The sequence below is a fragment of the Caldisericum sp. genome (assembly GCA_022759145.1).
Lineage (GTDB): Bacteria > Caldisericota > Caldisericia > Caldisericales > Caldisericaceae > Caldisericum.
In genome coordinates this window covers 1-13,776 of sequence record JAEMPV010000028.1, presented here as the reverse complement: position 1 = coordinate 13,776, position 13,776 = coordinate 1, and the positions used below count along the sequence as shown (strand labels likewise).

General features: G+C 35.1%; 11 protein-coding genes and 1 pseudogene. 7 read left to right on the top strand and 5 right to left on the bottom strand.

Translation table 11 applies throughout. The annotated features are described in order from the left end of the window. Nucleotides 1–10: 10 nt before the first annotated feature. Both JHC30_01800 and JHC30_01795 read right to left on the bottom strand, forming a co-directional pair. Complete coding sequence (locus JHC30_01800) at nt 11–289, bottom strand: DUF503 domain-containing protein (GenBank protein MCI4462887.1); 279 nt, start codon at nt 287–289, stop codon at nt 11–13. Beyond that, on the bottom strand, nt 290–1,402 hold the full coding sequence (locus JHC30_01795) for an ABC transporter ATP-binding protein (GenBank protein ID MCI4462886.1): 1,113 nt from the start codon (nt 1,400–1,402) through the stop codon (nt 290–292). Between the two features lie 103 nt (nt 1,403–1,505). On the opposite strand from JHC30_01795, the gene JHC30_01790 reads away from it, so the two are divergent. From JHC30_01790 to gmk, 7 genes are read left to right on the top strand one after another with little or no spacing between them, the layout of a single operon-like run. Next, entirely contained in the window at nt 1,506–2,948 is a 1,443-nt protein-coding gene (locus JHC30_01790; GenBank protein MCI4462885.1) for a hypothetical protein, read from the top strand. 11 nt (nt 2,949–2,959) lie between these two features. Beyond that, nucleotides 2,960–3,967: a galactose-1-phosphate uridylyltransferase gene (gene galT / locus JHC30_01785; protein ID MCI4462884.1), complete on the top strand. Its 1,008-nt coding sequence runs from the start codon at nt 2,960–2,962 to the stop codon at nt 3,965–3,967. A 1-nt stretch (nt 3,968) separates the two neighbouring features. Continuing rightward, nucleotides 3,969–5,396, top strand: coding sequence for a glycogen synthase GlgA (gene glgA, locus JHC30_01780; GenBank protein MCI4462883.1), 1,428 nt, complete (start codon nt 3,969–3,971; stop codon nt 5,394–5,396). Continuing rightward, nucleotides 5,386–6,804 (top strand): hypothetical protein, encoded by a 1,419-nt coding sequence (locus JHC30_01775; GenBank protein ID MCI4462882.1) that lies wholly within the window; start codon nt 5,386–5,388, stop codon nt 6,802–6,804. Before glgA ends, JHC30_01775 begins: the two co-directional genes overlap by 11 nt. Nucleotide 6,805: 1 nt before the next feature. Continuing rightward, nucleotides 6,806–8,173: a hypothetical protein gene (locus JHC30_01770; GenBank protein MCI4462881.1), complete on the top strand. Its 1,368-nt coding sequence runs from the start codon at nt 6,806–6,808 to the stop codon at nt 8,171–8,173. 10 nt (nt 8,174–8,183) lie between these two features. Next, on the top strand, nt 8,184–9,308 hold the full coding sequence (locus JHC30_01765) for a S41 family peptidase (protein ID MCI4462880.1): 1,125 nt from the start codon (nt 8,184–8,186) through the stop codon (nt 9,306–9,308). Then, nucleotides 9,305–9,868, top strand: a complete 564-nt coding sequence (gene gmk / locus JHC30_01760; protein ID MCI4462879.1) for a guanylate kinase — start codon at nt 9,305–9,307, stop codon at nt 9,866–9,868. The genes JHC30_01765 and gmk overlap by 4 nt, the downstream gene beginning before the upstream one ends. Here the strand turns inward: gmk and JHC30_01755 are convergent. The 3 genes and pseudogenes from JHC30_01755 to polA form a co-directional block, all read right to left on the bottom strand. Then, a complete protein-coding gene (locus JHC30_01755; protein ID MCI4462878.1) occupies nt 9,813–10,586 on the bottom strand; it encodes a PD-(D/E)XK nuclease family protein in 774 nt (257 codons plus the stop codon). The two genes, gmk and JHC30_01755, sit on opposite strands and share 56 nt — an antisense overlap. Beyond that, nucleotides 10,556–11,170: pseudogene (locus JHC30_01750) on the bottom strand (dephospho-CoA kinase). Before JHC30_01750 ends, JHC30_01755 begins: the two are co-directional and overlap by 31 nt. Next, on the bottom strand, nt 11,158–13,737 hold the full coding sequence (polA, locus tag JHC30_01745; protein MCI4462877.1) for a DNA polymerase I: 2,580 nt from the start codon (nt 13,735–13,737) through the stop codon (nt 11,158–11,160). The pseudogene JHC30_01750 and the gene polA overlap by 13 nt, the downstream one beginning before the upstream one ends. Between the last annotated feature and the right edge of the window lie 39 nt (nt 13,738–13,776).

The window sequence follows — 13,776 nt, the reverse complement described above, 5'->3', positions numbered from 1 at the left end:
AATCTCCTCCTTATAAAATTTCTATGTTGTAATCCTCAAGAATAACTCTCGGCTCATTTTTAATAAATTCAACAACTTTTGAAAGTGTACTAAAAAGATGTGACTTTTCTGTATTCACACTTACAACAGTTATATACACATCTTTCCAGGAGTCTATATTCTCCTCTGCAATAGAAACATTAAAATTATTTCGTAATTTCTTTACCAAACTTTGAGTAACCTGCCTCTTATCCTTTAGGGAAAAAGAGTCAGGCACCAAAAACTTTATATTGCAAATACCAACTTGCATTTAGAAGTATGCTTCTTCTGTTTCCTTATCAAATACATGAATATTTCTTAAATCGACATAAAGATCAACAACATCTCCCATGGAGTAGTTTGCATTAGCAGAGGCTCGAGCAACAGCAAGAGTCCCGTTTAGTTTAAAGTGCAAGAAAGTTTCAGAACCCATCAATTCCACAAAATCAATTGGTGCCTTAAGTTGGGCAACGAAGTTTTTCATACTTTCAAGGAGTTCCTCTTTGGGGAAAATGTCCTTTGGTCTTATGCCCAAAGTAACTTCTTTGCCTTTCAAATTTGTCTGCTCTAAGATTTTTGCATGCTCTTTAAGAGGTTTAATTTCAAAGTCTGTCCCCTTCAATACGAGGTCATCTCCAACTTTCTCTACGGTAACATCAAAGAAGTTCATTGGAGGAGTCCCAACGAAACCTGCAACAAATTTGTTTGCTGGCTTATCAAACACTTCTTTGGGAGTTCCAATTTGCTGAATTTTACCTTTGTTCATAACAACAACTCTATCTCCAAGAGTCATTGCCTCAACCTGGTCATGAGTAACATAGATTGTTGTTACGCCAAGTCTTTCATGTAGTTTAATGAGTTCTCCCCTTGTCTGGACCCTTAATTTAGCATCAAGGTTTGATAAAGGTTCATCCATAAGATAAACCTTTGGGTCTCTTACAATCGCTCTTGCAAGAGCAACCCTCTGTCTCTGACCACCGGAAAGTTCTCTTGGTTTTCTGTCGAGGAGATTTTCAAGTCCTAACATTGCTGCAACTTCTTTTACCTTTTTATCAATTACATCACGAGGTACTTTTCTTAATTCAAGTCCGAAGGAGATATTTTTGTAAACATTCATATGGGGATAAAGTGCATAGTTCTGGAAAACCATTGCAATATCACGATCTTTCGGGGGCACATCATTTACAAGCCTTCCTCCAATGTATACTTCTCCTGAAGTTACTTCTTCAAGCCCTGCAACGATTCTAAGTGTGGTTGTCTTTCCACAACCCGAAGGACCAAGTAGGACAAAGAACTCACCGTCATTCACATAGATGTTTACATTGTCTACAGCAACAACATTGCCAAACTTTTTAGTCACATTTACTAATTTTACATCGGCCATTGTTTCACCTCTCCTATTTTTTACATTTTGTAATAAATGCAATGTTATGTATACTATTATAGTATATTTTTTTTAAAAATACAAAACAAATTGAGGTTGAAAAATGCAGAATAAATTATTTTTATGGTTGCACATGCACCAGCCAGATTATTTAGATTCCCTAACAAATAAAACCATTCTTCCGTGGGTAAGAAGGCATAGTTTAAACGGTTACTACTCAGTGCCAAAAATATTACTTCAAACTGAATTCAAAGCAAACATAAATTTTTCAGGTATCCTTATTGAGCAAATCCAAAGGTACCAAAAAGGGGCAAAAGATATCTACCAAATCTACGAGGAAGTTGACCCTGAAAGTTTATCTCAAAGCGAAATAAACTTTATATTCAGGAGATTCAATACGCCTTACTCTTTTAAAAGCACTCGCTTAGACTCCATCAGGGAAAAATTTACTAAAGAAGAGAGACTTTCTTACAATGAAATTATCGATTTTCAAGTGTTGTTTAAACTATCCGCCTTTGCTCCAATAGACGAAGAAGTTGTCGAGTTAAGAAAAAAGGGTTCCAATTTTACGAAAGAAGATAAAGAAGTACTTATAAATCTTGAGAAAAGAATTATAGAAAATCTTTTCAATTTGTATAGGGAACTTCTTGAAAGAAATCAAATTGAAATAACTGTAACTCCATATTACCATCCAATTTTACCACTTTTATTAAATTTACACTCCGCACTTGAAAGCAAACCAAACGCAAAAATACCTCAAATAGATTCGAATCTAATTGAGGATGCAAAAATACAAATAAAAAGAGCAATCGAAATTGGAGAAACTGTTTTCGGAAAAAAGATCAATGGTATGTGGCCAGCCGAAGGAAGTATTTCAAAAGAAACAATTAGCCTTATTAAAGATTCAGGCATCAAATGGGTTGGAAGCGATGAAGCCGTGGTCAAAAACTTCGGTCTTGGACAAGGCATTTACGATTACAACGGAACTGTTTTATTTTTAAGAAATCATGTAATTTCTGATAAAATTGGTTTTGTTTACAATAAAATGAGAGTAGAAGATGCAATAACAGACCTAAAACATGAAATTGCAAAAAATGGTACCCTTATACTTATTCTGGACGGAGAAAATCCCTGGGAGTACTTTGAGAACTACGGAATTGACTTTATGAAAAAATTGTTTGGTTCGTTTGATAGGAATAATACACTTTTGGGAAGTGATGCAATACCTATGAAGAAAATTGATTCATTTACTCCCGGATCCTGGATAAATGGCTATTTCGATACATGGATCGGTGATGAGGAAACAAATGCAGCATGGACATATTTATTAGAAATAAGGAAAATTATCCAGAGCAATAATAAAGCAATCGAATTTTTACTTAAGGCAGAAGCAAGCGACCATTTCTGGTGGTATAGTGATTTTCACAAAAAAGAAATAAACTTCGACTTTGACTACCTTTTTAGAGGACACCTAATTAAGGCGCTTTTAGAAAGTAATCTCGAAGTAAAAAATTATCTATATTATCCAATTAAAAGATTTCCATAAGGAGGTTTTAAATGCCAGAACTAAGAAGAGATCCTACGACAGGAAAATGGGTTATAATAGCAACAGAAAGAGCCCTTAGACCAACTGATTTCAAAAGCGAAGAAGATGTTTTAAAGGGACCAGAAAACTGTCCTTTCTGCGAAGGTCATGAGTCAATGACCCCACCAGAAATTACCAGCATAAGAAAAGAAGGCACAAACCCAAACGAACCTGGATGGATTGTTAGAGTTATTCCTAATAAGTTCCCTGCTTTAAAAGTGGAAGGAGAGCTCAACCGACATGGAAGGGGTATTTACGATGTTATGAACGGAGTTGGCGCACATGAAGTTATCGTTGAATCTCCCGACCACTTTAAGTCACTTGAATCTCTTCCTCTTGAAAATGTGGAAAAAGTTATCTGGATGTTTAGAGAACGTATGCTTGATTTAAGAAAAGATGTACGATTAAAATACATCCTCGTATTTAAAAACAAAGGTAAAAGAGCTGGTGCTTCACTTGAACACCCGCACTGCCAGCTTATTGCAACGCCTGTGCTTCCAGATGTAGTAAAACTTGAACTTGATATGTCGCTAAGGTACTATCAATACAAAGAAAGATGCATTTATTGTGATATCGTTGAGCAGGAACTCGAAGATAAAGAAAGGGTTATTGACGAAAATGAAAAATTCGTTTCATTTGTTCCCTTTGCAGCAGCAGTTCCTTTTGAAATAATGATACTGCCTAAAGAACACATATCAGATTTTGGACAGATAAAGGCTTTAGAAATTTCAAAACTTGCAGAGATTCTCCAAAATTCCTTAAAGATGCTTGAAAAAGCAGTCCCTAATGTCCCTTATAATTTTTATATCCATACCGCCCCTCTTGACAACCTTAATATATCCTATTACCACTTCCACATACATATTGTCCCAAGACTTACACAGCTTGCAGGTTTCGAGTGGGGATCTGGATTTTACATCAATCCAATGATCCCAGAACAGGCAGCACAATTTTTAAGAAATGCAAAGGAGGAAAAATAATATGAACATTGCAATAGTTTCAAGCGAAGCAGTTCCTTTTTCAAAAACAGGTGGTCTTGCCGATGTTGCAGGTGCTCTCTTTAAAGTATTTTCAAATATGGGTGAGACTACATACCTTTTTACACCTTACTACAAAAAGACAAAAGAGCAATTTAATAAATTTGATAAAAGGATTTCTTTCACAGTAAAAATCGATAATAAGGATATCGAAGGTTTTGCAAACATCGTCGAATTTTATAAAAATGGATTTGCAATTTTAGTAGAGCAAGATGATTATTTCGGAAGAGATGCTCTTTATGGAGAAAAAGGGATTGATTATCCAGACAATGCAGAAAGGTTTGGATTCTTTGATAAAGCTGTTCTTAAGATATTAGAGACACTTAATCTTAATATTGATGTCCTTCACCTAAACGACTGGCAAACTGGTTTAATTCCACTTTTTGTAAAAGATGCCAAATTACCCTACAAAACTCTTTATACTATCCATAACCTCGCTTACCAGGGCAATTTTGACAAAGAGGTATTAAATTCCCTCCACATTGACGAAAAATATTTTACAATGGATGGAATAGAGTTCTATGGAAAAGTCAGTTTTATGAAGGCCGGGATTGTTTTTGCAGATAAAATTAGCACCGTAAGCCCGACATACGCAAAAGAAATACTCACGCCTGAATTTGGCGAGAGAATGGAGGGCATACTAAATACAAGAAAAAAGGACCTTGTAGGTATTCTAAATGGAATTGATTACGAAATTTGGAATCCCAAAGAAGATACGCTCATATATCAAAAGTTTGACAGCGAAACAATCCAGAACAAAAAAGAAAACAAGTATGCCTTCGCAAAAGAGTTTGGGCTTGCACAGGAAAATGCTCCACTTTTTGGAATGGTATCAAGAATTGCCTCACAAAAAGGACTTGATATACTCTCGGAATCATTAAAAGAAGTTTTAAAGGAAGATGTTAATGTAGTTATATTAGGCACAGGCGAAAAACCACTCGAAGAAAAATTGAAAGTTCTAAGCGATCTTTATCCTGAAAAATTCAAACTTTTCCTCACATTTGATGAGGCTTTAGCGCACAAAATATACGCTTCATCAGACTTTTTCCTTATGCCATCGAAATATGAACCATGCGGCTTGGGACAGATGATTGCATTGAGGTACGGCACGCTTCCAATAGTTCATGAAGTAGGTGGACTCAAAGATACCGTTGATAATTATTCAGAGATAACAAGTTGTGGAAATGGTTTTTCCTTTGGAGAGTATAGTAGCGATGCTCTTACGGAAACCATCAAAAGAGCAATTTCAATTTTCAAAAATAGTAACTTAATGCTACAATTAATAAGGGTGGGTATGAGTTGCAATTTTTCCTGGGAACAATCGGCAAAAAAATATTTGGAACTTTATAAGGAGTTAAAGAATGCCAATTAAATTTGGTACTTCGGGTTGGAGAGGAATTATAGCAGACGATTTTACATTCGAAAATGTAAGACTTGCAACATTAGGCATTGCACACTATTTAAAAGAAATTCAGGCTAAATCAGTTGTTGTAGGTTATGATACTCGATTTCTTTCCGAAGACTTCGCAAAGTCCTCAGCAGAAATACTTGCCTACAATGGGATAAGAGTTTACTTTTCAAACTACGACATTCCGACACCTGTTGTTGCATTTGAAATCTTGGATAAGAAAGCAGATGGTGGAATAAATATAACTGCATCCCACAATGATTATATGTACAATGGACTGAAATTCTCCAACAAAACCGGGGGACCAGCGCTTCCAGAGGAAACAAAGAGAATAGAACAACTTATTTTCCAATTGAAAGAAAGCAATACAAAGATTGAATGGATCGATTTCGACAAAGCAGTTTCTGAAGGATTAATTATTCCGTTTGATAACACGAATTACTTTGATGGAATTAGAAAAATCATAGATTTTGAGAAAATAAAAGAAAAGCACTTTAAAGTTGTTTACGACCCATTTTTCGGAACAGGAAGGCGATTTGTCCCGGCACTGATTCAGGATATTACTGACTTTGAAATGATACATGGCATTCGTGATCCTCTTTTTAACAAACTGCACCCAGAACCAACAGAAGAAAACCTTGAGCCACTTAGAAAAGCAGTTTTAGATAAAAACGCAAACATTGGACTCTCAACGGATGGAGACGCTGACAGATTTGGCTTTATAGATTCAGATGGAAGTTTTATCCCGCCAAACATAATTCTCTCGATAATATACTACTATCTTCTTGAGGTAAGATCCTTTAAAGGAAATGTTGTAAGAACAATCTCGACAACAACACTTCTCGACCGTATTGCAAGAGCATATGGATACGACGCCATAGTAACTCCAGTTGGTTTTAAGTACATAGGAGAAGCACTTTTTGAAAAGAAAGCAATTTTTGGTGGAGAAGAAAGTGGTGGTGCCTCTATCCAGGGATGGCTTCAAGAAAAAGACGGAATTCTTATAGACTGTCTTGTGCTTGAAATAGTAAGCCACTTTAACAAAAGTTTAAAAGAACTTAGAAATGAATTATTTGCGAAATTTGGCGAAGTATACAACAAGAGAATCGACTTCTCATTTAGACCAGAGTTACAAAGCAAGGCAATGGGCGTTCTTCGAGACTATATCTATAAAAATAAAGAATCACTCGGTATAACAAACATAAACGAACTCGACGGCATACAGATTGCTTTTGGAGATGCAAGCACCATACTTTACAGGGTTTCCGGAACTGAACCAAAATTGAGAATTTATCTTGAAACATTCAAAGAAGACAAATTAGAGCCATTATCCAAACTTGCAGTAGAAATATTCAACAAGGCAGGTGAATAAAGTGAAAGTCGATTTATCAAGCGTATTGAGTGAAAATATCGGAGAGCATGGCTTACCAAAAGAAAGTATTTTAAAAGATACAAGTTTGCTAAGAAAAGTAAAAACTGCAATTCTTAGTAAGATTAATGAAGACTATTATCCACTAATGCTTCCAGAAGAAATGCTTAAAGAAGTTAACGAAATAAATGACTATGCTTCACATATTAGAGACAAGTTCGATAACCTGGTGGTAGTCGGAATGGGAGGCTCAATTCTTGGCAACGAACTTCTCCACTACTCACTTAATGGAATCTACTCAAACCTCGAAAGACCTAAAAAAGTCTATTTTTTGGACAATATAGATCCTGAAACTAACCTAACGCTACTAAAGTCACTTGATCTTAAGAAAACTTTTTTTAACTTCATAACTAAGTCAGGTAATACATCAGAAACGCTTCTCAGTATGTTGCTCATATTTGATATCATAAAGAAAGAAGGACTTGACCTTAAGGAGCACCTTCTCTTTACAACTGATCCAGAAAAAGGTCTTTTAAGAAAACTTTCAAAAGAACTTGGCGTTAAAGCATATCCGATACATCCAAATGTAGGAGGGAGATATTCAGTTCTTTCGCATGTCGGTCTATTTTCTGCAGCATTCGAAGGAATTGATATAGAAAAACTCCTCGAAGGAGCCAGGAGAAGAAAAGACAAATTCGCCCAAGGAGTTGAAGACAAAGATAGCAGTATGATGTTAGCGCTAACTCAATACAAGTTGTTTATTGAAAAGAATGTTAATATCAATGTTTTATTTTCATATTCCGATGGCCTTGAGTATTTAGGAAAATGGTATGAGCAATTGTTGGCTGAAAGTATCGGAAAGCAATTCACAAGAGACGGAAAAAAGATTTTTACAGGTATTACACCAGTTGTTGCAAGAGGACCATACCACCAACATTCAACTCTTCAACTTTTTATGGAAGGACCTTTTGATAAATTGATCATGTTTGTTGCACCAAAAAAGTTCAGAAAAGACACAATCGTATTTAATAACATTGGAATGCCCGAACTTGAATTTCTCGACAATAAAAAGTATTCCGAACTTCTTCAAAGCGAATACGTTGCAACAAAGATGGCATTAACTCAAAATGGACGACCAAATTTGTCAATAGAGATTGAGAAGATTGACGAAGAAAATATAGGTGAGTTAATCTACTTCTTTGAACTTGAAGTTTTGGCTCTTGGTGAGCTACTTAACATAAACCCCATAGATCAGCCATCTGTTGAGGTGGGAAAGAAATTCACACATGCTCTTATGGGAGATAAGAAATATAGTGAATACCTTGAAACACTTGAAAAATTAAATAAAATGGATAAACTTATCCTTGATTAAGGAGACAAAAATGAAAAGAAATAGCGCTTTAGTTGTCATTTTGTTGATTTTAATCTCTTTCATAGGAGGCTATTTTGTTGGGTTCAGATACCCAATTGGTATAACTCAACCAAATTCTCACATACTTCTCACAAGGACTGCCGACTATCTTCTCAATAATTTCTATAAACCAATTAGCGAAGAACAACTCATAAAAGGAATGGTTAACTCCTTGAACGATCCTTATACAGTTTTTATGAACCCTGAAGAAACTAAGGCGCTTCAAGAAGAAGTAAAAGGAGAATACGCAGGCATTGGCGTAATAATAAACAAAAACGAAAAATTAAATTATCCAGAAATCGTATCTGTTTTTAAAGATTCTCCTGCTGAAAAAAGTGGACTTCTAAAAGGAGATATTATTGTAGAGGTAGACGGAAAATCAACTTTTAATCTCTCGCTGGATGAAGTTGCATCAATGGTAAAAGGAAAAGTTGGAACTCAGGTTACTCTTAAAGTTAGAAGAGATAATAAAGAACTGAGTTTTACAATAACAAGAGCAAAGATAAATATTCCTTTAACTCAAGTTAGTTATTATGAAAATGGCAAAATCGGCTACCTTAGCATATTCATGTTTTCTGAAGGTGCAGGCAAAGATGTAGAAAAAGCCCTAAACGAATTCAAGAGTAAAAAAGTTGAAGGTATTATCCTTGATTTAAGAGGAAATCCAGGCGGCCTTTTAAGTGAATGCGAAAATGTAGCAAGTGAAATGCTCCCAAGCGGCGTATTGCTTTACACAAAAGATAGAAATGGTAAACTTGAGCCAATTCAAATCAAAGGAAACAAACTTAACATACCGATGGTCGTTCTTGTAGATGGCGGAACTGCAAGTGCATCAGAAATTTTGACTGGTGCTATAAAGTACTACAAAGTGGGGACTGTTATTGGCGAGAAAACATTCGGCAAAGGCGTTATTCAGCAAATTTTCTCTTTACCTGATTCTTATTCTCTTAAGGTTACAGTTGAAGAGTATCTTTTACCAGATAAGACAAGTATTAATGGTGTTGGAATTACTCCGGATATTGTAATTAAAGATAACCCAGATACAAAAGAAGACGAGCAATTAAACAAGGCTATTGAACTGCTAAAAAAACCATGATTATTGTTATTTCGGGACCATCAGGCGTTGGCAAAGGAGCTGTTTCAAAAGAACTTGTAAAACTCGACCCTCGGTTTGAAATTGCTATAACCTGCACAACGCGAAAGCCAAGGGAGAACGAAGTAGACGGTGTAGATTATTTCTTTTTAGATGAAGAAACCTTCAAAAAAATGATAGAAGAAGGCAAACTTGCAGAATATTCAATTGTCCATGGTAATCTATACGGCACACCTCAAAAATATATAGATTTAGGGTTGAGTAGTAAGAAGGATGTCATATTCCAAATTGATGTTCAAGGAGCAAAAAAGATTAAGAACAAATATGATGAAGCCCTTCTAATATTCCTTATGCCACCGAGCATTGAGGTGCTGCTTGAAAGACTCAACAAAAGGGGAACAGAAAACATTGCAGAAATCGAGAAAAGAACAAAAAGGGCAAAGGAAGAAATAGAAGAGAGGTATCTATACGACTACATCGTTGTAAATGATGTCCTTGAAAATACTGTTAAAGAGATCTACGAGATAATTTTGAGAGAGCGTAAGCTTCACACCGGTCTTTAAATTCACAAGAGTTACAGGTGCCGTTAACATTTGCAGGAAAGTGACCTTTAAAAATGTTTTCCGTTACTTCCTCAATTCTTTTTTTGCTTCTTTCTATAAGGTATGTTGTTACTTCAAAAGTAATATTCTTACCTTTTCTAAGGTAATGAAAACTTACTTCCTTTATGCTTTGAGACCCATATTTATAATCACCTGCAATCTTATACAGAACAGGCTGTAAAATCTCTTCTTCTCTAAAAGATTCTCCCACAAAAGAGTTTGTCTTGTAGTCGATAATAATAAAGCCATTGTTGACTTTGTCGATCCTGTCAAACCTCCCTTTGAGTTCAAGTCCTAAAAATGGGACAGAAAATTCAGATTCAACTTCATATGCAGGGGTAAAACCAAAAATATTCTTCCTGTAGTATGTGGTTAACATCTCTTTTGCTTCCTGTTTTGCCTTTAACTCTTCTTCCTTTGTTCTATATCCTTCACTTATCCAATGTGTGTCGAGCAATTCTAAAAGATATTTATAAGGGTCTTTCTTAAGCACCTTAAAGTTTTCGTTTGGGCTATAAAATTTCTCAAGTACCTTATGAATAGAATTTCCAAGGCTAAAATATGATTTTGGGGCAGTAGGTAGATTGTCGATATAGAGAAACTTGTAACGCAAGGGACACTTAATGTAAGTTGAAATTTTTGAGTAACTTAAATAAAAGGAAGTATTCTTTCTTTCCATAGTTCCAATACTTTTTTCTCCAACTCCTCTAAATTACCACTATTATCAATAACAACATCAGCCTTTTTTATCTTCTCTTCGATAGGCATCTGAGAGTTAATACGCTCTAAAGCTAAGTCTCTTTCTATATTTTCACGTTCCATTAATCTTTCTAATTGCAACTCCAACGGTATATAAACCACCCACACTTCATCAACAAATCTATCCCAGTTTGCCTCAATCAGTATAGCAGCATCCACAACAATAACCTTGGGGTTGTCTTTTTTTGCTTTTTCCAACTCCTCTAAAAGCTTTTCAGTCATAACGGGAATCATAATATCATTCAATTTTTGAAGTAAATTTTTGTCCCTGAATACCAATTCACCCAGAGCACGCCTGTTTAAGATGTTTCCTTCAAGAAAAACATTATCTCCAAAAGTCTCTCTTATTTTATCGAGTACTCCTTTATAATTCTCTTTTTGAATGTCCTTTGCAAGTGAGTCCATATCGATTACCTTCGCACCGAGGCTCTTAAGTATCTTAGAAACAGAACTTTTACCAGAAGCAATATTCCCCGTTAACCCAATCACTTTCATAGACGTGCTTCCTTCAGATTCTTTCCGTAAGCAACATCAACTTTAAGAGGCACACTCAATTTACAAACTCCTTCCATAATCTTTCTTATCTCGTTCATTCGCTCGTTAATCACATCTTTATGGATTTCAAAAACAAGTTCATCGTGAATCTGAAGCAGAATCTTTGCATCAGGAACGCTATTGAATATTTCAACCATTGCAAGCTTTATTATGTCTGCTGCACTTCCCTGGATTGGGCTATTAATTGCAACCCTTTTAGCGTTTTCTCTAACATTTGAGTTTTTATCATCAAGTCCCCTTATAAAACGCCTGCGTCCAAAAATTGTTCTTGTTTCTCCTTTTTCCTTAGCTTCAGTTATTTGCTTATCGATATACTCCTTTACGCCAGGATATCTTTTAAAATATCTTTCAATGTATTCTCCTGCTTCTTCTTTTGATATACCAAGTTGTTTTGATAAACCGTATGGAGAAATTCCGTAGATAATACCAAAGTTAATCGCTTTTGCTAAATTCCTCTTTTCCTTGGAAACTTCAACATCACTTAGATTAAACACTTCCATAGCAGTCCTTTTATGGATGTCCTCATTATTTAAGAATGCGTCAATAAGGTTTTTATCCTGAGATAGGTGTGCAAGAATACGAAGTTCAATTTGGGAGTAATCAGCACTTAAAAGTAAATTGTTTTCATCTGATGCAGTAAATCCCTCTTGAATTTTAAACCCCCACTCATCCTTCACCGGGAGATTTTGCAAATTTGGGTTTGTGCTTCTTAGCCTACCAGTTGCAGTCCCAATTTGGTGGTAAATCGTATGCAATCTTCCAGTCTCTTTAGATACAAGATGCGGAAGAGCACTTATATAAGTGTTGTTCAATTTGACTAAGTGCCTGTACTCGATTATTAACGGAATTATGGGGTGCAAGCCCTCAATCTCTAAAAGGATGCCACTGCCGGTGCTATCTTTTGCTCCTTTTGGTCGCTCAAGCCCTAATACATCATACAGGACTGATGCAAGTTGTTTAGAAGAAAGTATATTAAAGGAAATACCTGCAAGTCTAAAAATTTCCAATTCAAGTTCTTGTATCCTCTTGTTAATTTCCTCTTCAAGCTTCTTAAAGTATTCAATATCGACAGATATACCAGTTTTCTCCATTTCAAAAAGGACCCTTGAAAGAGGCAATTCAATATCGTTAAAAACAAAAAATAGATTTTCTTTCTTCAGGTATTCAATTATTTTCCCGCCATAATCTTTTAGGAACATAGACTCATCTTGAATGTTTTTAAATTCGTAATCTATATTGAGGTATTTTGAAAGATCCTTCAAAGAAAAAGATTCAAGGTCAGGATCGATAAGATAGAATGCAAGAGTTGAATCAAGAGTAACATTCTTTACATCGCAATCAATAAAATCCGCAACCTTGTAAAGCATTTTTAAGTTATTTGTATATTTCTCTATATCCTCACTTGAAAGGACACTCTTCAGAATAGGCAAATTCTTGTGGTCGAGGAAAAGATTATTTAAGAAATCAAATTCGTAAACTTCGTTATCTTTAAGCAAATAAACTTTGTTAACTTTTCTATCATCCGAAAGAATATACACTATGGCTTTCTTTTGCACAAGATTATTATTAGTTTTGTTTATCTCTATCTTGTCCAATTTATAAGGATCTGGGTCTTTGTTGTCCTCGCTTTTCCCAAAAAGTGTTTCATTCTCCTTATAATCTTCCTCTCTAAGCCCTAATTCTTTTATTATTGAGTTAAACTCATATTTCTTCAGGATTTCTAAAACACTTCTATTGTTGAAATTAGAGACCCTCAACTCTTCAAGATTAAATTCTATCGGAACATTTCTTACAAGCATGCAAAGAGACTTGTTCCTAAGGACTTTCTCTTCAAAACCACTCAGACTATATTTCTCAACTAAATTTGGATCATTAAGTATGTTTTCCACTGTTTTGTAATTTGCTATAAGTTTGGATGCAGTTTTCTCACCGATTCCTTTTATACCTTCTATATTATCCGATACATCACCTAACAACGCTTTGTAGTCAACAAGATATTGTGGATCGAAACCAAATTCCTCTATAAACTTTTTTCTATCATATGTTTCAATTTTAGTAACGCCTTTTCTTGTAACAAGTAGACGAACATTCTCATCAATTAGTTGCGCTAAATCAAAATCGGAGGATAGTATAGAAATTTCAAGGTTTTTGTCTTTTAATTTTTCAACAAATGTCGCAATAATGTCATCCGCCTCGAAACCATCAAGTTCAAAGTATTTTATGTTAAAGGCACCGAGTACTTCTTTTACTATATCAAACTGGATGGAAAGATCATCTGGCATTTTTGGTCTTTGAGATTTATATTCTTTGTATTCTATGTGTCTAAAGGTAGGCGCTTTTTTATCAAATGCAACTGCAAGGTAATTCGGCTTTTCATCTTTTAATATTCGCAAAAGCATTCTTATGAATCCATAAACAGCAGATGTAGGAATGCCGGTTGATGTTGAAAACTTAGGCAATGCATAGTATGCTCTGAAAATTATGCTACTTCCATCGACAAGAATTATTTTCTCCATTCGATATTATTATATACACTTTTAAGTTATAATTAAAAG

What these genes read in the sequence shown, in the direction of transcription:
- polA (MCI4462877.1), bottom strand. Translation starts at nt 13,737, where the DNA reads ATGGAGAAAATAATTCTTGTCGATGGAAGTAGCATAATTTTCAGAGCA.
- gmk (MCI4462879.1), top strand. Translation starts at nt 9,305, where the DNA reads ATGATTATTGTTATTTCGGGACCATCAGGCGTTGGCAAAGGAGCTGTT.
- JHC30_01800 (MCI4462887.1), bottom strand. Translation starts at nt 289, where the DNA reads ATGCAAGTTGGTATTTGCAATATAAAGTTTTTGGTGCCTGACTCTTTT.
- JHC30_01790 (MCI4462885.1), top strand. Translation starts at nt 1,506, where the DNA reads ATGCAGAATAAATTATTTTTATGGTTGCACATGCACCAGCCAGATTAT.
- glgA (MCI4462883.1), top strand. Translation starts at nt 3,969, where the DNA reads ATGAACATTGCAATAGTTTCAAGCGAAGCAGTTCCTTTTTCAAAAACA.
- JHC30_01775 (MCI4462882.1), top strand. Translation starts at nt 5,386, where the DNA reads ATGCCAATTAAATTTGGTACTTCGGGTTGGAGAGGAATTATAGCAGAC.
- JHC30_01755 (MCI4462878.1), bottom strand. Translation starts at nt 10,586, where the DNA reads ATGGAAAGAAAGAATACTTCCTTTTATTTAAGTTACTCAAAAATTTCA.
- JHC30_01795 (MCI4462886.1), bottom strand. Translation starts at nt 1,402, where the DNA reads ATGGCCGATGTAAAATTAGTAAATGTGACTAAAAAGTTTGGCAATGTT.
- JHC30_01765 (MCI4462880.1), top strand. Translation starts at nt 8,184, where the DNA reads ATGAAAAGAAATAGCGCTTTAGTTGTCATTTTGTTGATTTTAATCTCT.
- galT (MCI4462884.1), top strand. Translation starts at nt 2,960, where the DNA reads ATGCCAGAACTAAGAAGAGATCCTACGACAGGAAAATGGGTTATAATA.